16 protein-coding genes are annotated in these 20761 nt (G+C 38.1%); 10 read left to right on the top strand and 6 right to left on the bottom strand.

Annotated elements, in window-relative coordinates:
• Positions 1-27: 27 nt before the first annotated feature.
• From R2H34_RS11975 to R2H34_RS11965, 3 genes are all read right to left on the bottom strand, one after another.
• Complete coding sequence (locus R2H34_RS11975; protein ID WP_004912603.1) at positions 28-510, bottom strand: FKBP-type peptidyl-prolyl cis-trans isomerase; 483 nt, start codon at positions 508-510, stop codon at positions 28-30.
• Positions 511-632: 122 nt separating this feature from the next.
• Positions 633-1919: an NAD(P)/FAD-dependent oxidoreductase gene (locus R2H34_RS11970; RefSeq protein WP_004912601.1), complete on the bottom strand. Its 1287-nt coding sequence runs from the start codon at positions 1917-1919 to the stop codon at positions 633-635.
• A 66-nt stretch (positions 1920-1985) separates the two neighbouring features.
• A complete protein-coding gene (locus tag R2H34_RS11965; protein WP_042891142.1) occupies positions 1986-3332 on the bottom strand; it encodes a D-alanyl-D-alanine carboxypeptidase PBP6B in 1347 nt (448 codons plus the stop codon).
• A gap of 170 nt (positions 3333-3502) precedes the next feature.
• Between R2H34_RS11965 and R2H34_RS11960 the strand changes: the two genes are divergently transcribed.
• From R2H34_RS11960 to R2H34_RS11950, 3 genes are all read left to right on the top strand, one after another.
• Positions 3503-5206, top strand: a complete 1704-nt coding sequence (locus tag R2H34_RS11960) for a M61 family metallopeptidase (protein WP_151730584.1) — start codon at positions 3503-3505, stop codon at positions 5204-5206.
• A 422-nt stretch (positions 5207-5628) separates the two neighbouring features.
• Positions 5629-7860 (top strand): NADP-dependent isocitrate dehydrogenase, encoded by a 2232-nt coding sequence (locus tag R2H34_RS11955; protein ID WP_042891140.1) that lies wholly within the window; start codon positions 5629-5631, stop codon positions 7858-7860.
• 163 nt (positions 7861-8023) lie between these two features.
• The gene (locus R2H34_RS11950; protein WP_004963298.1) at positions 8024-8764 is read left to right on the top strand and encodes a hypothetical protein; all 741 of its coding nucleotides are present in this window, start codon (positions 8024-8026) and stop codon (positions 8762-8764) included.
• A 60-nt stretch (positions 8765-8824) separates the two neighbouring features.
• Here R2H34_RS11950 and R2H34_RS11945 read toward each other — a convergent pair whose 3' ends face one another.
• A complete protein-coding gene (locus R2H34_RS11945) occupies positions 8825-9628 on the bottom strand; it encodes an rRNA large subunit pseudouridine synthase E (protein WP_004912587.1) in 804 nt (267 codons plus the stop codon).
• 193 nt (positions 9629-9821) lie between these two features.
• On the opposite strand from R2H34_RS11945, the gene icd reads away from it, so the two are divergent.
• From icd to R2H34_RS11925, 4 genes are all read left to right on the top strand, one after another.
• A complete protein-coding gene (gene icd, locus R2H34_RS11940) occupies positions 9822-11078 on the top strand; it encodes an NADP-dependent isocitrate dehydrogenase (protein ID WP_005402259.1) in 1257 nt (418 codons plus the stop codon).
• 171 nt (positions 11079-11249) lie between these two features.
• Positions 11250-12071 (top strand): PhzF family phenazine biosynthesis protein, encoded by an 822-nt coding sequence (locus tag R2H34_RS11935; RefSeq protein ID WP_005402260.1) that lies wholly within the window; start codon positions 11250-11252, stop codon positions 12069-12071.
• Positions 12072-12215: 144 nt separating this feature from the next.
• Positions 12216-14978, top strand: a complete 2763-nt coding sequence (locus R2H34_RS11930) for a M16 family metallopeptidase (protein ID WP_151816776.1) — start codon at positions 12216-12218, stop codon at positions 14976-14978.
• A gap of 134 nt (positions 14979-15112) precedes the next feature.
• A complete protein-coding gene (locus tag R2H34_RS11925) occupies positions 15113-16078 on the top strand; it encodes a calcium/sodium antiporter (RefSeq protein WP_151730785.1) in 966 nt (321 codons plus the stop codon).
• 87 nt (positions 16079-16165) lie between these two features.
• Here R2H34_RS11925 and R2H34_RS11920 read toward each other — a convergent pair whose 3' ends face one another.
• Positions 16166-16549, bottom strand: a complete 384-nt coding sequence (locus R2H34_RS11920) for a DUF3144 domain-containing protein (protein ID WP_004912579.1) — start codon at positions 16547-16549, stop codon at positions 16166-16168.
• 104 nt (positions 16550-16653) lie between these two features.
• On the opposite strand from R2H34_RS11920, the gene R2H34_RS11915 reads away from it, so the two are divergent.
• Positions 16654-17286: a hypothetical protein gene (locus R2H34_RS11915; protein ID WP_112986974.1), complete on the top strand. Its 633-nt coding sequence runs from the start codon at positions 16654-16656 to the stop codon at positions 17284-17286.
• 333 nt (positions 17287-17619) lie between these two features.
• Here R2H34_RS11915 and R2H34_RS11910 read toward each other — a convergent pair whose 3' ends face one another.
• The gene (locus R2H34_RS11910; protein WP_125297839.1) at positions 17620-19074 is read right to left on the bottom strand and encodes a CYTH and CHAD domain-containing protein; all 1455 of its coding nucleotides are present in this window, start codon (positions 19072-19074) and stop codon (positions 17620-17622) included.
• Positions 19075-19248: 174 nt separating this feature from the next.
• Here R2H34_RS11910 and R2H34_RS11905 point away from each other — a divergent pair, with 174 nt between their 5' ends.
• Positions 19249-19620 (top strand): DUF962 domain-containing protein, encoded by a 372-nt coding sequence (locus R2H34_RS11905; RefSeq protein ID WP_004912573.1) that lies wholly within the window; start codon positions 19249-19251, stop codon positions 19618-19620.
• A gap of 112 nt (positions 19621-19732) precedes the next feature.
• Positions 19733-20671 (top strand): type I-F CRISPR-associated endonuclease Cas1f, encoded by a 939-nt coding sequence (gene cas1f, locus R2H34_RS11900; protein WP_125297838.1) that lies wholly within the window; start codon positions 19733-19735, stop codon positions 20669-20671.
• Positions 20672-20761 lie beyond the last annotated feature (90 nt).

Below are 20761 nucleotides of genomic sequence, written 5' to 3'. Positions count from 1 at the left end.
TTTGAGATGTTCTAATTCACAGAGGAATTAGTGGTGGTGACCACCTACACCGTGTACGTGACCGTGATCTAACTCTTCTTGAGTCGCATCACGAATTTCAACGATTTCAACTTCGAAAGTAAGATCTTGACCAGCTAATGGGAAGTTCGCATCAACGATAACGTTGTCACCTTCAACAGCTTTAACAGTTACGATTTGAACGCCATCATCAGTTTGAGCTTGGAACTGCATGCCCGCTTGGATGTTATCCACGCCTTGGAACATTTGAGCTGGAACTTCTTGAACTAGATCAGGGTTATATTCACCGTAGCCTTCAGCAGCAGGTACGTTTACAGTGAATTTTTCACCAACAGTTTTACCTGTAAGAGCATTTTCTAGACCAGGGATGATGTTGCCTGCGCCGTGCAAATATGCAAGTGGTTCACCTTGAGATTGATCAAGTGTTTCACCCTCAGCGTTTGTTAAAGTGTAGTGGAATGAAACCACGTGGTTATTTGCAATAGCAGTCATGTTGTTTGATCCATTCAATCAATTTAGATGTATATCATAAAGTGAAAAATAGATTTTGTTGACTATTTTCCACTTTTTGAAACTATTTCGTTATAAATGGGAACGAAATTTAAGATTTCAACTCAATAAAGCTTAATTTTTGGACGTACACGACGAGTTAGAAAATCTTTCATCGTCAGCATGCCTGCTTGTGTGTAGCCGTGAATGTTGGCTTGATGTAGTCGATAAAGGGAAACGTACATGGTTTTTGCAATAAACCCTTGTACGCTAACATCGCCGAGTAATTCACCCACAGCCTGATTACGGCTTAAGGAAACCAATGAACCTTTATCATTAAAGCTGAACATCGGTTGTGGTGTGCTTGCAATACGTGCTGCCATAGCATCAACTAAAAAAGTTGCTTGTTGACTAGCGACTTGAGCACGAGGTCCGAGAGGTGGTTGACGAGCATCTAGCTGACAGTTTGCACAATCACCAAAAGCGAATACATTTGGATCAGTCTGCGTTTGTAGTGTTGCATAAACCATCAAACGATTAATCTTGTCACGCTTAAAGTCATGAAGTGTTTCTAAGATTTTAGGTGCTTTAACCCCAGCAGCCCAAACGGTAATGTCTGAATGTAAAACTTCACCATTACTAAAATAAACGTTTGACTCATCTACTTTTTGAACTTTATGTTCAGTCAAAACATCAATACCCATTTTCTTGAGTTGCTTGGCGCTGTGTGCAGCTGTCTTCTCATTCAATGCGGGTAAGATGCGATCTGAGGCTTCGATTAAAGTGATCTTGACTTGTTTAGGGTCGATTTTTTTCAAGCCGTAACGATAAAAGTTTTTCGTTGTTTCAATCAATTCGGCAGCAAGTTCAACACCTGTAGCGCCAGCACCAACAATACCGATATTTAAAGCACGTTCAGTTGACTGATTTTGAGCTTCGATATAAAGGTGGAATAAATCTTGTTGGAATACATCTGCTTGTTGTCGGCTATCCAAGAAGTGACAATATTCACGTACACCTTCAGTTCCAAAGTCATTCGACACAGATCCCACGGCGAGAACTAAGGTGTCATAATTGAGATCTTGAATGACAGGGGTGTGTTCTTTAGAAAGCTGAGGAGGGGAAAGCGTGATTTGTTTTTGATCTTTATCAACTGCGACGAGGCTACCGAGTACAAACTCAAAGTGATGTTTTTCTGCATGTGCAAAATAATTGGTTTGTTCTTCGTGGGGGTTAAGCGAGCCAGCGGCAATTTCGTGTAGTAGAGGTTTCCAAATATGGGTGAGGTTTTGGTCAACTAGGGTAATTTTAGCTTTCTTTCGTCTGCCAAAACGTTCACCTAACTGTGTTGCAAGTTCTAAACCACCTGCGCCACCACCCACAATCACGATATGATGTAAGGTTTTGCTCATGATCAACCTAATTATTTTTGTGAAAGGATGGTCCGATTATGCCATCCTTTTCACTGGATTCTGTGGTTAATCTTGAGAAAAATAGTCGAGTTTCTCCCCTTGATTTAATGGGTAGAGTTTGGCACTCTGAGTGTCATTTGTTGAAAAAAATGAAAATAAATTAGAAAACCAGATCATAATTTTTTGAAAAATATTAGCTTCTTCAATTTGTACATCATTTTCAATCTGGAGACTTCGGATCAATTGATTATTCTGATAAACCGAAACTGTCGCTAAGTTCATGACTTGCATCAGCGGCGCTGTCAAATGCTGTTCATTCAATTCAATATTGATATGTGTATTGGTACTTTGGAGCGGTTCAACTGTAGTGACCAATTGATTTGCGTCAACTAGGTGGATGCGCTGAGTTAAAAGATTAAATGTATTCAGATCAATAGGCATTGGTCGATCATAAAGAGAAGTTGTCACAATAGTAGGTTGTTGTGTTTCTACTCTGAACATTTTTAGCGTTGAACGAATTACAGGAAGTTCTGCAATTAAACGGTGCTTAGGGATTACAACTTCAACCCGTGTATAAGTAAATGCGAGATTCATTAACTTGTGTGCGACTTCAGCACGTTTTACAGCACTAGGTGTCCCTAAAACCACAACGATTAAACGGCGTTTCTCGACATCAGGATTGAATGTTGGACGCTCTGCTGTTAGTGCCAAATTATAACCAGCAGCTTTGGTATAACCTGTTTTGAGACCATCTGCGGTCGGATCCATTTTGAGTGCGAGGTTAGTTGCATGATGGAATCTTTGGTTATAACTGAAGCTAGGCATTTTTGAATAATATAAATATTCAGGCGTATCTTGAACGATGGCTTTGGCTAATAAACCTAAATCTGCTGCTGTCGAATAGTGATCAGGCATTGTAATTCCAGCAGGATTACTAAAATGTGTATCTTTCATCCCAAGAGCTTGTGCTTCTTGATTCATACGAGCAACAAATTGAGGGACGCTACCTGAGATTTTCTCGGCTAGTGTAACAGCTGCATCATTTGCAGACATGACAATGAGTCCTGCCAGTAGTTGGTCAACTGAAATTTTTTCGCCCGTTTTTAAATACATTTGGGACTCATCCCACATGACCGTATTTACAACAGGTGTAGCCGTTAGGATATCTTCTTTACGTAATTTTCCTGCCTCAATTTCTTTTAATGCGATATAAGCAACCATCATCTTAGTGAGTGAAGCAGGGGCACGTTGAACGTGGCTATTGTGCTCGGCAATAATTTGTCCAGACTGCGCATCGACAATAGACCATGCTTGTGCTTCAACCGTTTCAGGCGCTATTTTGAGTAAGCTTGCATGTGCAAGATTTACACACAATAGGCTAAAGAACGTAAAGAGGGAGAGGATGAATTTCACGAGTACACCTTGAGCAGCCGATCCATGGGCATGGAATGCGAAAAAAGCATCCTATGACTTTTTTAGTGGAGAATCCAGCCACTTTTGCTGACAATTACGACATCTACGCATGACTTTGTAAAAAAATGCTAAGCTGTGTGAAACCGTTCTTATTTTTATGATCTTAAATTATGTTGCACTATCAAATTGAGTTCGACGATTATCGCCAACATCTGATTCACGTCACCCTTCGTTTTCTGGCTAACCCTAATCAAGAATTATGGTTACCGACTTGGATTCCTGGTAGTTATTTGATTCGTGAGTTTTCTAAGCATATCGAATCGGTAAAAGCTTCTGACGAAGCTGGGCGCTTATTAAAAATTAAAAAAACAGAGAAAAATCGCTGGCGTTTGTTTAATACCGATCATGAGCTTATTACTGTTGAATATGATGTCTACGCATATGATTTATCCGTACGTGGTGCTTATGTTGATCAAACACGACTATATGTAAACCCAGCGTGTGTTTGTTTAGGTCTCCAAGATCAAGAACAAGCGCCATGTGAAGTAGAACTATTTTTACCAAGCGAATTAAAGCATTTCCAACTGGCAACAGGTCTAGTTTCAAAGAGTCTTGTTAAGGGGCGTTTTACTTTAAAAGCAGAGAGTTACGATCAGCTAATCGATAGTCCATTTGAGTTAGCCGAGCAAAGCCGTTTTAGCTTTGATGCAAATGGTATCCCACATGAGTTTGTGATTTCAGGCAAACACGCGACTAATTTAAATCGTCTTCAGGCAGATATTGAAAAAATATGCCGTACTGAAATAGATATGTTTGGTTCAGCACCTTTTAAAAACTATACCTTTATGACGATGGCAACAGGCAATAGTTATGGTGGTTTAGAGCACTGTAATAGCACAAGCTTAATTACACCTCGTGATGATTTGCCTAAAGCAAATGAACCAGAAGAACCATCAAAAGACTATCAGCGCTTTTTGGGTTTGTGTAGCCATGAGTATTTCCATTCATGGTTAGTTAAATTTATTCGTCCAGAGAATTTCGCAAATTACGATCTACACAAAGAGTCATACACCAGTTTGTTGTGGATCTTTGAAGGATTTACTTCGTATTACGATGATTTAATTTTGTTGCGTAGTGGCGTCATTTCACAAAAGTCTTATCTTGATTTATTAAAAGCTCAAATTGACCGTTATCTACAGAATCCTGGACGTTTTATTCAATCTGTTTCTGAGTCAAGTTTTGATGCATGGATTAAATTCTATCGTCAGGATGAAAACTCAAATAATGCAGGAACGAGTTACTACAACAAAGGTAGTCTAGTCGCATTGTGTTTAGATTTGGGTTTACGTTTACGTGGTTCAAATCTTGATGCACTTATGCGTCGTTTGTATGAAAACACTCAAAATGGCATACAAGTTAATGATCGCACGATTTTTGAGTTATGTAATGAATTGACTGGCGATAATTGGATTGAACAGATTAATCATTTGATCAATACCACTGATGAATTACCACTAGATCAACTTTTACCTGAGTTTGGTTTGAGCTATACGCTTAAAAATGACAAAGCATTACCATTCGGCTTAAAAGTTACTGACAAAGCTGAAGGTGTTGTTATTCAAAATGTTCGTCGAGAAAGTTCTGCAGCAAAAGCAGGCTTATCTGCAAATGATGTGATCATTGCAATCGATGGCTTAAAAGCTTCCGAAAAACTACTATCTAAGTATGCTAAACAGCCAGGGACATATAATGCATACGCATTTCGTAGAGATGAGTTATTGCAATTTGAACTCATAGCAGGGGAAAACACCTTAGCGACTGTTGAACTCAATATTGAAGATCAAAACAAACTGGATGCATGGCTAAAACTTTAGTCTTATCCAAGCTTTCAAAGAAACACCGCTCAAGATGACAGTCTTGAGCGGTGTTTGTTTTTGTTTCTATTAAATTATTGAAATAAATAATAATTTGTAAATTCATTTCAAATTCTAAAATAACGAAGAGTATATGTTTTGTAGTATTTCTTAAAGAAATGTCGTTATCACAGGATATGACATTGACTGGCTTAGTGTGAATCCTGATAATCTCATGTTTTATTTAAGCTAACCGGTTCGCAGGGCTAAATGCCTAAGCTCACAACTACTATTTCGTAGCGAAATGTCGTTATCACAGGATATTGCGTTGACTGAGATGCGATCAAGACTGATACTCTCAGGCCTAAATCAAGCAAACCGGTTCGCAGAGGCTGGGCCAAAAGCTCGCTTCTAAAAACTCAATTTAACACAAGGGGCTATATATGGCTGGTGGAAAGTCAAAAATCATTTATACACTGACTGATGAGGCGCCGTTATTGGCGACCTACTCGCTACTGCCGATCATTGAGACCTTTACTAAGCCAGCTGGCATAGAAATTGTCAAGAGTGACATTTCTGTTGCAGCGCGTGTGCTTGCAGAATTTTCGGACTACTTAAGTGATGAGCAGAAGGTGGCTAACAACCTTGCAGAGCTTGGTCGCCTTACTCAAGATCCAGATACGAATATCATCAAACTGCCGAATATCAGTGCGTCTGTTGCTCAATTGACAGCATGTATCAAAGAGTTACAGTCCAAAGGATATGCAATTCCTGATTATCCAGAAAACCCTACTACGGATGAAGAGAAAGAAATCAAGACTCGTTACGGTAAATGTCTTGGTTCTGCTGTAAACCCTGTATTGCGTGAAGGTAACTCAGATCGTCGTGCGCCTGCTGCTGTTAAAAACTATGCGAAGAAGCATCCACATTCGATGACTGAATGGAAACAGTGGTCTCAAACCCACGTATCACACATGGAAGAAGGTGACTTCTATCATGGTGAAAAATCAATGACGCTTGATCGTGCACGTAACGTGAAGATGGAATTGATTACTAAGCGTGGTGAAACGATTGTTCTGAAACCGAAAGTAGCACTTCAAGATGGCGAAGTAATTGATTCAATGTTCATGAGCAAAAAAGCATTGTGTGACTTCTATGAGAAGCAACTCGATGATTGCCGTGAAGCAGGTATTTTATTCTCGTTACACGTAAAAGCCACAATGATGAAAGTTTCACACCCGATCGTTTTTGGTCACTGTGTGAAAATTTACTACAAAGAAGCATTTGAGAAACACGGTAAGTTATTTGATCAGTTAGGTATTAACGTCAATAACGGTATGGCTGGTCTTTATGAAAAGATCGCTACTTTACCAACCTCACTTCGTGAAGAAATCATTGAAGATTTACATGCTTGCCAAGAACATCGCCCTGCATTAGCAATGGTTGACTCAGCAAAAGGCATCGACAACTTCCATTCACCAAACGATGTAATTGTAGATGCTTCAATGCCTGCAATGATTCGTGGTGGCGGTAAAATGTGGGGTGCAGATGGTAAACCTTACGATTGTAAAGCGGTAATGCCAGAATCGACCTTCGCACGTATCTACCAAGAAATGATCAATTTCTGTAAGTGGAATGGTAATTTTGATCCGAAAACGATGGGTACTGTACCTAACGTTGGTTTGATGGCTCAAAAAGCAGAAGAATACGGTTCACACGATAAAACATTTGAAATTCCTGAAGCTGGTATTGCGAACATTACAGATTTAGACACGGGTGAAGTACTGATGTCTCAAAATGTAGAAGAAGGCGATATCTGGCGTATGTGTCAGGTGAAAGATGCACCGATTCGCGATTGGGTAAAACTTGCAGTAAGTCGTGCGCGTAACTCTGGTATGCCTGCAATTTTCTGGCTTGACCCATATCGTCCACACGAAAATGAGTTGATCAAGAAAGTTGAGAAGTACTTAAAAGAGCATGACACTGAAGGTTTAGACATTCAGATCATGTCACAAGTACGTGCAATGCGTTATACGCTTGAACGTGTAGCTCGTGGTTTAGATACTATTTCTGTAACTGGTAACATTTTACGTGACTATTTAACTGACTTGTTCCCAATCATGGAGTTGGGTACTTCAGCGAAAATGTTATCTATCGTTCCGTTAATGGCGGGCGGTGGCATGTATGAAACAGGTGCAGGTGGTTCAGCGCCGAAGCATGTTCAACAGTTAGTTGAAGAAAACCACTTACGTTGGGATTCGCTAGGTGAATTCCTTGCGCTTGCAGTATCTTTAGAAGAGCTAGGTCTTAAAGAAGATAATCCACGTGCTAAATTACTAGCGAAAACACTTGATCAAGCTACGGGTAAACTGCTCGATAACGATAAGTCTCCATCACGTCGTACTGGTGAGCTAGATAACCGTGGTAGTCATTTCTATTTAGCAATGTATTGGGCTGAAGCACTTGCTGCTCAAGACGAAGATGCTGAGTTAAAAGCGAAGTTTGCTCCTCTTGCAAAAGCTTTAGTTGAAAATGAGCAAAAAATTCTTGCTGAATTGAGTGAAGTACAGGGTAAAGCAGCTGATATTGGTGGTTACTACGCTGTGGATCCAGTAAAAGTAAATGCAGTAATGCGTCCAAGTTCAACTTTTAATGCTACGCTTGAAACGATTTAAGTTTTAATGCAGAACTAACAAACCTGTTGGTAATGTAAAAATACCGATGCGAAAGCATCGGTTTTTTATTTGATAAATAAGATATTTTTAAATTTGACTGTTTATTAATAATCTATTTAAATTTAAATAAAACATAAATTTATAATTCATTTCTTTAAAATCTATGAATAAGAGAAGTTTAACTATTGGAATTCTTGTTACAGTAATTTGGATTGCAATTATTGTATTTATTTATCTTTTTACAGGCTTAGAACATCCGAAGTCTTTGAATGAGTTTGGAGATTTCTTAGCTGGTGTTTTTGCACCCGTTGCTTTCTTTTGGTTGATTTTAGGGTATATGCAGCAGGGCAAACAATTAGAACAAAATACCAAAGCTTTAGAGCAACAAGAAAGAGCGCTTCAACTTCAGATTGATGAGATGAGAGAAGGGATAAAACAGCAAGTTGAATTAGTGCAACTTCAAAGACAACAACTCGATGAACAGCATAAGATGCTCGAACCAAGATTTATTATTTCTCAATCTAAAGTAAATTCTCCCGTTTATGGCAGTAGCACAGATCCTAAGATAGATATTAACCATAATATAGTATTTCTTGTGATCAATTACACTCTAGAAAATTTGGGAGGAGATGCTTTTAATTTGAGAATAACACACCCGAAGAGTAAGGAGATTTTAAAAAAACTTAGTACCGTAAAAGCATCTACATCAGAGGAAATTAGATTTGAATTGGCACAATTTCAAATAGATCAATTAAATCAAAAAAAAGAATTGGAAGATTCATTAGATTTTTTTTATGAAAGTATAAATGGGCGTTCAGTAAAATATGAATTACTTATTCATGTATATCAAACCAACCATCCATTTTATGGTGTAAATCTCTTTTTGAAGAAAGCTGATTTATAGAAAATACAAACTATACAAATTTAAAAAGCCCACTTCCGTGGGCTTTAAAACATCTAAATTCTAACGACTATTTCGGCTACGTCCGCGTGGAGCTTTGGTATTTGGTCGTGTTGTGCCATTAGTCTTGCGACGTGGTTTCTCACTTTCATCCATTTGCCAAATACGCTTAGTACCAGACTTCTTCTTATTTGGGTCTTTTTTATCGCCTTCTTTCTTTTTCTGATGCATTGGTTTACCACCAGTGCCGCCTGGTTTTTTCACGTATGAGCGAGAACGATAAGGCTTATCTTCAGGAAGATCTTTAAAATCAGGATAAAGTAAAGGTTCGATCTCTTTTTGTTCACCAGGTTGTAAACCTAAACGTACAAGGTCGATGGCACCAATCTTGGTACGAATTAAACGTAATGTCGGAAAACCAACAGCAGCTGTCATACGACGAACTTGACGGTTACGACCTTCACAAATCTGAAGTTCAATCCAACTCGTTGGGATGTTGGCACGGAAGCGAACAGGTGGATCACGATCCCACAACCACTCAGGTTGATCAACCTTAATTGCTTTTGCAGGAAGTGTCATACCATCAGCAAGCTCAACACCTTTACGTAGCTGTTCTAGTGCTTCTTCTGTGACATCACCATCAACTTGAGCGAGATAAGTTTTAAATTTTTTATTGGTTGGATTAGTGATGTACTGGTTTAAACCGCCGTGATCAGTCAGGAACATGAGGCCTTCAGAATCGAGGTCAAGGCGACCCGCAAGACGTAAATCAGGATCGTGGATAAAATGTGACAGCGTTAAGTGCGCCTCATCCTCACGAAACTGTGACAACACGTCAAAAGGTTTATTAAATACAACTATTTTCATATGAATATACTACTTTGGCTTTAAGTGGCACCATGACATAAAGCTTTTTATTTAAGAGAGAAATGTTTGTATTTCTCCTATAAATCTCAAAAACCTTGCTTATGGATTAAACTGTTTCATGTAATAACAACGAAAGTATGCCATAGAAGGCATACATTTACTCGCAAGATACACATGAGGGAGAACCTGTAAAATGGGTTATCAGAAGATCGTGGTTCCTGCTGACGGTGACAAAATCACAGTAAACGCAGACCTGTCACTGAATGTTCCAAATCATCCAATCATTCCTTTTATAGAAGGTGATGGTATTGGTGTGGATATTACACCAGCTATGAAGGCAGTAGTAGATGCTGCTGTTCTAAAAGCGTATGGCGGTAAACGTTCAATTGAGTGGATGGAAGTATATTGCGGCGAAAAAGCAGATAAAATATATGGCACTTATATGCCAGAAGAGACTTTCGAAGCATTACGTGAATTTATTGTTTCAATCAAAGGTCCTTTAACCACTCCTGTTGGTGGTGGTATTCGCTCATTAAATGTTGCGCTCAGACAAGAACTTGATTTGTACGTCTGTGTTCGACCAGTGCGTTGGTTTGAAGGTGTACCATCACCTGTACAACATCCTGAGTTAACAGACATGGTTATTTTTCGTGAGAACTCTGAAGATATTTATGCAGGGATTGAATGGAAAGCAGATTCGGATGAAGCTAAAAAAGTTATCAAATTTCTAAAAGAAGAAATGGGCGTAACAAAAATTCGTTTTGATCAAGGTTGTGGTATTGGGATTAAACCTGTTTCAAAAGAGGGTACTCAACGTCTTGTCCGTAAAGCCATTCAGTTTGCAATTGATAATGATAAACCTTCAGTGACGCTTGTCCATAAAGGCAATATCATGAAATACACCGAAGGTGCCTTCAAAGAGTGGGGCTATGAGCTAGCGATGGAGCGTTTTGGTGGCGAACTATTAGATGGTGGTCCTTGGGTTAAAATTAAAAATCCAAAAACAGGCAAAGACATCATTATTAAAGATGTGATTGCAGATGCATTTTTACAGCAAATTCTTATGCGTCCAGCGGATTATTCAGTTATTGCCACGCTTAATTTAAATGGTGACTATATTTCTGATGCGCTTGCAGCAGAAGTTGGTGGTATTGGTATTGCGCCAGGTGCAAATATTGGTGGTGCGATTGCGGTGTATGAAGCGACACATGGTACAGCACCAAAATATGCGGGACAAGATAAGGTAAATCCAGGTTCGATTATCCTTTCTGCTGAGATGATGCTGCGTGATATGGGATGGATTGAAGCTGCTGATCTGATTATTAAAGGTGTATCAGGTGCGATTGAAGCAAAAACAGTGACCTATGATTTCGAGCGTTTAATGCCTGGTGCAACCTTGGTACGTTGCTCTGAATTTGGTCAAGCAATTATTGAACATATGGGTGATTAATCTATTCATGATTTTAAAAGAGCGGTTAAACCGCTCTTTTTTTGTTCTATATATTTCATATTAATTCTGTGTTGACCTTTTTAGTTGTATCGTAAATTTTAAAAAAACTGTATCTAGTATTTTTAGATCATTTGTTCAAAATAGGCTGAAAATTATGAAGAGTTTGCTGTTATGAAAATGTATCAAGTTGATGCTTTCACCAAAGAATTATTCAAGGGCAATCCTGCAGCGGTTATAGTTTTGGATACTTGGTTAGATGAGCATTTAATGCAAAATATCGCATTAGAAAATAATCTATCAGAAACAGCTTTTGTCCGAAAAATAGATGATGCTAATTACGAAATACGCTGGTTTTCACCGACAGATGAGGTTGCCTTTTGTGGACATGCAACTTTAGCTAGTGCTTATGTTTTATTTAAAGATTTTACAGAAGTGAAGACCATACAGTTTCATGTCCGTCAACTTGGAATTTTTGTAGTTACTCAAGATGCTGATGGGAAAATCAAAATGAATTTTCCGATTCGTAAAGCTGAACGGGTTTCTGATTATCCACAAGCTTTACGTGATGGCTTAACCAAGCCATTTAAGGCAGTTTATTTAAATGCTCAAGCCTATATTGTTGAATATGAGTCTGTCCAAGATGTATTGGATGAGCAACCGAACCTAGAGAAATTAAAACAATTAGGACAGGTACGTACAGCAATTACTGCATCTCAACCTGATATTGCAATAACTGCAAAAGGTGAGGATGGAAAGTTCGATTGCGTGTCACGTTATTTTGCTCCTGCGATTGGGATAGACGAAGATCCTGTAACAGGTTCGATTCATACGGCAATTGTTCCACTTTGGGCAGAAAAACTGAACAAACAACGATTAGTTGCATATCAAGCATCAGCACGTGGTGGCATTTTGGAATGCCTCATTGAGTCAGCAGAGCGTATTGAAATTTCGGGATATGCAAAGTTATATATGCAGGCTGAACTATCTATTTAGCTTGTAACAAAAAACGAATAAAAACAATGAAAAAAGCTGTTTAAGTGAACAGCTTTTTTCAAAATATAACTATTAAAAAACTATGCTGTTTACTAGTATGGACGCTTGTATTTATTTAAATCATCAAAAATATTCGGATAATCTATGTTAATGCGGTTTAAGCAACTTACACTCTCTCTTTGTTTACTTGGGGTGAGCTCAGCTTCATGGTCTCAGGCTGTACTCGTAAAAACTGAAAAAAATATCGAAGAATATAAATTAGACAACGGCTTTAGAGTTATTCTCGCCCCAAATGAAAAAGAAAATAAAGTCTTTGTAAATACAGTTTATATGACAGGTTCTCTGAATGATCCAAAGGGCAAAGGTGGTTTGGCTCACTTGCTTGAACATTTGGCTTTTAAAGGAACAAAAAATGTAAAAGGTGAGGAATTTCAACGTCGCCTTGATCAATATACCTTAATGACAAATGCAAGCACGGATTATTATTCAACTAAGTATTTGAATATTGTTCGTCCAGAGAAAAATGCGCTCAATGAGATTCTGTATTTAGAATCTGAACGCATGGATAAATTGGTGCTTCAGGAGAAATTTGTTCCATCGGAAATTGAAATTGTGAAACGCGAACGTGAAATTCGTATGGATCAGCCATTTGCGGTATTGATGGATCAAATGTGGAAAGCTGCCTACGGGAATCAATATTTAGGACGTTTGCCGATTGGTGATCTACCTGAATTGAAATCGATCAAAATGAATGAGCTGAACCAGTTTTATAAAACTTGGTATGCACCTAATAATGCTGTCATGGTGATCTCTGGTAAATTCGATAAAACAGAAGTTTTACAGAAAATTGATCAGTATTTTAGCCCTATTCCAGCACGTAAAATTCCAAACCCAGTACAAGTCCCTGTTTTAGATTCAAGTAAAATTGAACAACGCCAGTTTACGGTACAAAAGGGAAGTGATCTTGCCAAGTTTAATATTTATATGAATGGCAAGAATGAAAAATTACAGCCAGCTTTAGCGCTCGCTCCAGCATTATTTACGATGCAACCGAGTGGAACTTTATATAAAAGTATGGTTGAAACAGGAATTAGTACAGCAGTGCAATCAACCACTTGGTTAGATCAAGACTTTAATGTCGTATTTATGGGGGCGATTTACGCACCTAATCATGATGCGAAAAAAGTGGGTGATGCTCTAGTTGATGGGGTTGAAAATAGTAAAACTTTTACTGATGCAGAATTACAACGTATAAAAAATATTACTCAAAATACAGCCGATACGATTGCAAATGATGCAGTCGCTTTAGGCTCACGTTTGAGTGATTATGCTGTGTCTTCACACGGTCAGTGGGATGAATACTTTAGAGACTTAGAGGCGATTCAGAACCTAAAACTTGAAGATGCTAATCAAACTTTAAAACAATTTTTAGTCGCTTCACATCGAATTTCTGGGGATATTTTACCTACTCCAGAAGATCAGAAAAAAGCGATGACTTTAAAAACTGAAGATAAACCAAAAACTTTAGATCAAGATACTGAGCAAGCTGAACCGCTGAAAGATCCAAGTGTTTATCAGCAAGAGGTCAAACAGTTCATCGAACAATCTGCCCAGCAGTTACAAAAGAATGAAAAGAAGATTCAACGAGGCGAATTAAAGAATGGCATTCGTTATGCTTTATTCCCAACCCCAACACGTGATGATAAAACCTATGCCACGATTAGTTTAGATTTTGGTAATGAGAAATCTTTATTCGGCAAAGGTGTTACTTTAGATCTAACCAGTTATTTGATGCTACGTGGTTCAGAAAAACATACTTTACAAGAAATTATCGATAAGGCAATTGCTGCAAGTGGTGGAGCATCGGTGAGTTCGAATGGTAATGGAATGACCATTGTGGTTCAGGCTAAAAAAGACAAATTTGAAGACTTTTTAAGTTTTATCATTGATGTCATTAAACAACCTAAGTTTTCTCAGTCTGAATTCGATTTGGCTAAAAATCAGAGCTTATCTGCTTTAGATCGCCCTTATACAGAACCAGCGATCGTATCATCAATGACTTTAGCAAGGCTACTTGAAACCTATCAACCAGGTGACTTGCGTTATCATTTTGAACCTGAGTTGACTAAACAACAGCTTAAAGATGCCACTCAGTCACAGGTTAAGCAATTTTATGATCAATTCTTCATGACCAATCATGCGCAAATTGCAGTGACTGGTGATTTTGATGCTATAGAAATGCAGGAAACTTTAGAAAATGCATTTGGAAAATGGAAGACGAAACAGCCATATCAAAAGATAGTCACTCCATTTGTAGCATTTAAAGCTCAAAAAGTTCATGCATTATCTGAGCAACGTGAGTTTGGAAGTTATCAAAGTGTGCTCACAATTCCAGTAGGCGCTTATCATCCAGATGCGGCTGCATTGATGATTTTAAGTCACATTATGGGGAACTCTCAGCTTTCGTCTCGTTTAGCTCAAGAGCTAAGAGAGAAAAATGCATTGGTCTATGGATTTGGTAGTAGTGTAGATTTAGATTCAGATACAGAAAGTGGTTCGCTCAGTATTTCAGCAAATTACACAGCAGGCCGCTCAGATCAAGTCTCACAGTCTGTACATAAAGTGTTGAATGATTTACTTGATAAAGGTGTTACTCAGCAAGAAGTTGAAGCTGCAAAAGCTGACATTATGAAGAAACGCGTGACTTCATTAGAAGATGAACGTTCGATTCATGGCATGTTGACGGGTCAACTTGAGCGCAATAAAACACTGCTGGATCGAGCAAAACGTGATCAGGAAATTGCTAAACTAACGAAATCTGACATTGATACCGTGATTAAGAAATATATCAAGCTTGATCAGTTCGTTGAGGTTATGGCAGATCAGTATGGAAAAGCGCAACAATAATTTGCATCAATAGTTTCGGACTAAGCTAATTTTTAGTCATCAATAAAATAATACTTAAGTGCTTTATTTTCTTCGTATGAAATGAGATTTTATGATTCATAAATCTCATTTCAAACTAAAGTGTGGGGAATAATATGCTTTTAGCTTTAATCGCTGTTCTTGCTGGAATTGTTTTATTGGTGTGGAGTGCTGACAAGTTTATTGATGGTGCTTCTGCAACTGCTCATCATCTAGGAATGCCTTCATTATTGGTTGGCATGATCGTTGTCGGATTTGGTACATCTGCTCCTGAACTTGTTGTCTCGGTCATGGCTGCACTAGATGGTAATCCTGGTATTGCGTTAGGTAATGCTTATGGTTCAAACATAGTTAATATTGCATTGATACTAGGGCTGACGGCTATCATTCACCCTATCGTAGTGCACTCAACAATAGTTCGTAAGGAGTTACCTCTTTTATTAGCTGTGACTGTGGTTGCGATCATGCAAATTATGGATGGCGAACTGAGTCGGAATGATGCATTGTTACTGTTCTTGCTTTTATTTGTTTATATGGGATGGACAATTTGGCAAGGTATGCGCAGTAAAAGTGATGTTTTAAGCCATGAATTTGATTTTGAACTACAAACACATCAAATGCCTCTTAAAAAGGCTATTCCACTACTAATATTTGGGTTAATTGTATTAGTTATAAGCTCACGTCTATTGGTATGGGGGGCTGTTGAGATTGCTCAATCCTTTGGTGTAAGTGAATTAATTATTGGTTTAACTGTTGTAGCTATTGGAACTTCATTACCAGAGTTAGCCTCATCCATCGCTGCTGCTAGAAAGGGTGAACTTGATATCGCGATAGGAAATGTAATTGGTTCAAATATGTTCAATACTTTGGCAGTGGTTGGACTTGCTGGAATGATTCATCCTACTATAGTACCCCAAGAGGTTTTACAGCGTGATATGGTGGTAATGGGCGTACTCACCTTGAGTCTACTTTTTTTCACTATCAGCTTGAAAGGGCACGGACGTATCGGGCGTTTAAAAGGTGGGATTTGGTTATTCAGTTTTATCGCTTATACAGCTTATCTAATTAATACAGCTTTTTAATTTATTTAATCAGAACAAGGCATTAAACTAATGAATGCCTTGTTCTGATGAAGATAAATATTTAATCTCTAAAGACTAATTTACTCGTCAATGATCATGTTTATGAGCATGAAAATCTTCATTTTTACGGAAGCGTAAATAGTTTTCAAACTGCTCACAATATTCGTCAAAATTATCTTCGAGCATCATTTGAAATTGTTGAAGCAAATAAGTCATCACTTGCTCTTTCGCATCACGCATTTCATTGCCATCTTTAAAGTTATTTGCAGCAACCCATGTATTAAAACGAGCAGTCGCGAATAGCATAGCAGCGCTCACTTGTCCGCGTAATTCCTCTGGTTTTGCTGGTTGACCTTTCGGTGGGCGGCAATACTCATTGGCGAGTTTGATGAATTCATCTGCACGCTCAAAAAACACCGCATTTAACGCTTCTTCTTCCGTCACATCGGTGGCGTTGATTTTTTGAGACATGATCATTTTCCAACAAAAATAAGACGTCTTATTATAGTCAAAGCCTTGTCGAAACTAAACCTTTGCCTTAATCTAAAATAGCCTAAGCAAATCGAATTATCATCATGCAAGATGCTATCGCCATTCAAAGCTTAAAAACAGATATCGCTTTACTTCGTCAACATATTTATCCACCTCAATATTTGGAACATGTTGAAGGTTTACCGATTTATTATGGTCTAAAAGATCAGGTCGATGAGTATTATCGTCAATGGCAACCATTGATTGAAAGGGCGCAGGAACTTTGTCAGCCTTTTATGGAAGATGAGCCTGTGGATGCGATTCATTTACCCAGCCATCTGAATCTGCCATTGTTTTTCTTTCACGTCGATCGTATTCGAATCAATAAAACTCGCGCTAAAGAGTCTAAAACTTTTCGTGGTGTTGCGGCATTGATCGAAAAGTGTGGGCAATTTGACACAGATCAGATTTTTGCGATGCAAGAATGGTTAGGGAGTGATGACACTGCTGCTTTGGTGGCTCATCGTGAGTTTATAGATTTACGTACTTACGTGTTTCAGCATGGGCAAAGTGAATATACACGAACCCGTTTTTATATGAATGGTGTAATTTTAAGCGTCGAACCACATTTTAAATTGGTGGATGCACGGGATAAACTACGTAAGCAACGTAATGATAGTTATAGTGATCCGATTGCAGATAATGGAACATGGAAGATTTTTGGGAAGTATCGGTAAATGATTTAAGTGGAATAAATAGTTTAACACTCTAATTTTCATTAAAAAATAATAGCACAGCCACAAGTGCTATATAAAGTTTGGATGTTTTCGTGCAGACGATTTCCTACTTTGTTTTCGGACAAAGTAGGCAAAGCCATTGTCATCAGCAAAACCTGTTTATTTCTTGGATTTATTAAAATGCATCGCAGAAACATTACTTTGCTTATATCACGCAGGTTGCTGATGACGTTTCAGAGTATCCGCTTTTTTTGTTAAGATTTAGATTATTTGTGGCGGCATCCATGCCACCAGCACGATAACAGAGTGAGGTGATTTTCCCTTGCAGAGCAATCACTCCTCATCCCAAAAAATGTCTTTGATCGATAAATCCTCTAGTTTCTTTGCAGCCTTCTTAGCAACATGTGGTTGTTGTGCTTTTACCCAACCTAAAGCAAATAAAAATTGTGGGTGCTCTGTAGCTTGTTGCTCGAAAATATGTTCAGCGACAAACAAATCATTATAAAAACCTAAATATTCCTGAATTGGCTGTAATTTATCTAGGAATTGTTGAACATCTTTCTCAGGATAAAGATCAGAAATAAAGTCGATGCAATAACGCAATTGTTTTACTCGTTTGCGGGTTCGATGCTGTTCTTCTACAGCAAGTGATGAAAAATGTTCTGCATCCTTGAGGATTTTTTGATAGAGCTTGGTTAAACTTTTTGCAGCTTGTTTAGTGACTTTAGGCTTTGATTCAGATTCACGATAGCTAAAGTTGAGTAGTGATAAAAATAGCTCAGTAGTTTGAGTCCGACTGAAAATCTGAGCAATATTAGTTGCGTCAGAGGCTGTAAGCTTAAATTCAAAATCACACACTTTCTGAATTAAAGGAATGACCGAATCTTGGATTGCATCATTGTCACGCGATTTACCCAAAGCTCTAAAAATTTCAGCTAACTGACTTTCCCAAGACTCATCAACTTGAGTTGACCAGTTTGAAAAATGTTTTAAGGCAGAACGCAAACGTCTTATTCCCACACGTGCTTGGTGAATATGATCCGCTTCTGCAACACCATCAGCAATCGCTGCTGCGTTAGTTAAAATATGATTTAACGTATTTTCGACAATTTGTTTGATTGCTTGATCAGCACTAATATCAGATTCTAATTTGAGCGTTTTTGCTTTAGTAGCAGGAGAGACACGTTTAGTTACGGCAAGCAAATTACCACGTTCAGCCTTACTGCGAACATCTAGCCATAATTGATATTTCTTCACCCATGTATGTGCGAATGTAATTAGGTCTTGGGGTGAGCCTTGTTTCAGTTCAAATTCAACTTCACATATTTGGGCTTGATCGTTAGGTGTACGAATTTCACCATCATCTAAACAAACTTCAATTAGCGAATTTTCAAATTCAAAAACATGAAATGTACGTTGCACATCTGTTTGGAACTGAAGTAGTAGTTCAGTAGGCGAGTCACCTAATACATCACGTAGTACACTTTGAACGGTTTGATTATGTTTATAAAGTGTAAGGTCCAATTCAGGTTCTTGTTCACATTTACCTAAATAGATGTCTTCTTCAATACGTTGCAAATGATTTTTAGTCGCAGCTTTAAAGGTTTGTACCCAATGATCACCTTCTTGACGCAGACGAATAGCCACATAATTTTTTGCTAATAGACGATCAGCAGTATCATAGTATTTTGCTTGCAAACGAATTTTTTGAGCTGATTGTTTATTTAAAAATTGCAGGACACTTTTTTTCTTAGATTCAGGTAGCTGAAATTTAAGCTCTATTTCCATGATGTTATAACTCCTGACCATTTTGGATAAATATTCTAAAATTTAGTATAACGTGTTGATCTCAAAAATTATTGTAAAGATCTTTTAAGTCTCGTTGAGGATGGCTCACAATGACTTTATTTTGAGCAAAAAATACTTTAAGTTGTGGGGAGTTTAAAGATTAGGATGATCCACATGAATGCACCAGCGAAGATCGATAAGCCAGTAGAATTCACATTGCCAATTAAAGACTATAATGAATTTTACCGCTTTTATTTAACTGAACATCGTAGTATTGCGAGCCGACGTTTGCATGTTGCAGGCAGTACACTGGGTTTGTATTTTTGGAGTAAAGCCATTCGCCAGCGCAAAGCAAAGTATTTAGCTTATGGCTTGTTGTCTGGATATGCGTGTGCATGGATTGGACACTTTTTCTTTGAACACAATAAACCAGCGAGTTTTAAACAACCGCTTTATAGTTTTATTTCAGATTGGCGTATGTTGTCTGATGTTGTGCGTGGTCGTCTAAGTTTAATTGACCGTCAGTTCGATAAAATTGAATCTTAATTTTTAATAGAAATAGAGTTAAAACGACATAGTACGTCGCTCAGCTGCTTCGGCAGCTTTTTTATTACCAAATGTTCAAGTAGTATAAGAAAAAACAAGAGAAATCATAAGAATGGAACAACTTAACCCATCTGATTTAAAAGCAATCTTACATTCAAAACGTGCAAATCTTTACTATCTCGAACATTGTCGTGTCATGCAAAAAGATGGTCGGGTTTTATATCTCACAGAAGCCAAAAATGAAAATCAATATTGGAATATTCCGATAGCTAATACGACGGTAATTTTACTTGGAACAGGGACGTCTATTACTCAAGCGGCGATGCGAATGTTGTGCAGTGCAGGTGTCTTGGTGGGTTTTTGTGGAGGTGGCGGCACACCGTTATTTGCAGGGAGTGAAGTGGAGTGGTTAACACCACAAAGTGAATATCGTCCAACTGAGTATATGCACGGATGGATGAGTTTTTGGTTTGATGAAGCTAAACGCTTAGACGTGGCAAAACAATTTCAATTTGCTCGAATTGAGTTTATCCGCAAAATTTGGGCAAAAGACAAAGACCTAAAAGATGAAGGTTTTTATTTAGATGATCTAGATATTCAACAAGCGTTGGATGGTTTTGAAAAGAAAATACCGCATCAGAGCAAAGTCGGTGATTTATTGCTTGCAGAAGCGCAGATGACCAAACAACTTTATAAAATCGCGGCGACTCGTTGCAAGCTCAGTTTTGAACGTAATCCTGAACAGGGAGATTTGGCGAATGACTTCTTAAACCATGGCAACTATTTGGCTTATGGGCTTTCGGCAACCACGCTTTGGGTGCTCGGTATCAATCATGGTTTTGCAGTGATGCACGGCAAAACAAGACGGGGTGCTTTGGTGTTTGATGTTGCTGATTTGATTAAGGATGCTGTAGTTTTACCTTGGGCTTTTATTTGTGCCAAAGAGGGTATGTCTGAGCAAGAATTCCGTCAACAGCTATTGCAGAAATTTACGGATTATCGCTGCTTGGATTGGATGTTTGAGCAGGTGAAAGAAAAATCAATATTATAAAACAGAAATACTTTATAGGTTGAATTTATTTTTTATCTGATTTATTGTGTGTATAGAACAAAAGTTCTACAGCAAACGGAGATGGTTATT

This window comes from Acinetobacter sp. 16 (genome assembly GCF_033439925.1).
In the GTDB taxonomy this organism is placed as follows: domain Bacteria; phylum Pseudomonadota; class Gammaproteobacteria; order Pseudomonadales; family Moraxellaceae; genus Acinetobacter; species Acinetobacter junii.
Note: the sequence above shows the minus strand (reverse complement) of the source record. Positions and strands in the feature narration are given on the sequence as shown.

Coding starts and splice junctions, on each gene's coding strand:
- R2H34_RS11920 (WP_004912579.1), bottom strand. CDS start 16,549: ATGTCTCAAAAAATCAACGCCACCGATGTGACGGAAGAAGAAGCGTTA.
- R2H34_RS11915 (WP_112986974.1), top strand. CDS start 16,654: ATGCAAGATGCTATCGCCATTCAAAGCTTAAAAACAGATATCGCTTTA.
- R2H34_RS11950 (WP_004963298.1), top strand. CDS start 8,024: ATGAATAAGAGAAGTTTAACTATTGGAATTCTTGTTACAGTAATTTGG.
- R2H34_RS11905 (WP_004912573.1), top strand. CDS start 19,249: ATGAATGCACCAGCGAAGATCGATAAGCCAGTAGAATTCACATTGCCA.
- R2H34_RS11925 (WP_151730785.1), top strand. CDS start 15,113: ATGCTTTTAGCTTTAATCGCTGTTCTTGCTGGAATTGTTTTATTGGTG.
- R2H34_RS11945 (WP_004912587.1), bottom strand. CDS start 9,628: ATGAAAATAGTTGTATTTAATAAACCTTTTGACGTGTTGTCACAGTTT.
- R2H34_RS11910 (WP_125297839.1), bottom strand. CDS start 19,074: ATGGAAATAGAGCTTAAATTTCAGCTACCTGAATCTAAGAAAAAAAGT.
- R2H34_RS11960 (WP_151730584.1), top strand. CDS start 3,503: ATGTTGCACTATCAAATTGAGTTCGACGATTATCGCCAACATCTGATT.
- R2H34_RS11930 (WP_151816776.1), top strand. CDS start 12,216: ATGTTAATGCGGTTTAAGCAACTTACACTCTCTCTTTGTTTACTTGGG.
- icd (WP_005402259.1), top strand. CDS start 9,822: ATGGGTTATCAGAAGATCGTGGTTCCTGCTGACGGTGACAAAATCACA.
- R2H34_RS11970 (WP_004912601.1), bottom strand. CDS start 1,919: ATGAGCAAAACCTTACATCATATCGTGATTGTGGGTGGTGGCGCAGGT.
- R2H34_RS11975 (WP_004912603.1), bottom strand. CDS start 510: ATGACTGCTATTGCAAATAACCACGTGGTTTCATTCCACTACACTTTA.
- cas1f (WP_125297838.1), top strand. CDS start 19,733: ATGGAACAACTTAACCCATCTGATTTAAAAGCAATCTTACATTCAAAA.
- R2H34_RS11955 (WP_042891140.1), top strand. CDS start 5,629: ATGGCTGGTGGAAAGTCAAAAATCATTTATACACTGACTGATGAGGCG.
- R2H34_RS11935 (WP_005402260.1), top strand. CDS start 11,250: ATGAAAATGTATCAAGTTGATGCTTTCACCAAAGAATTATTCAAGGGC.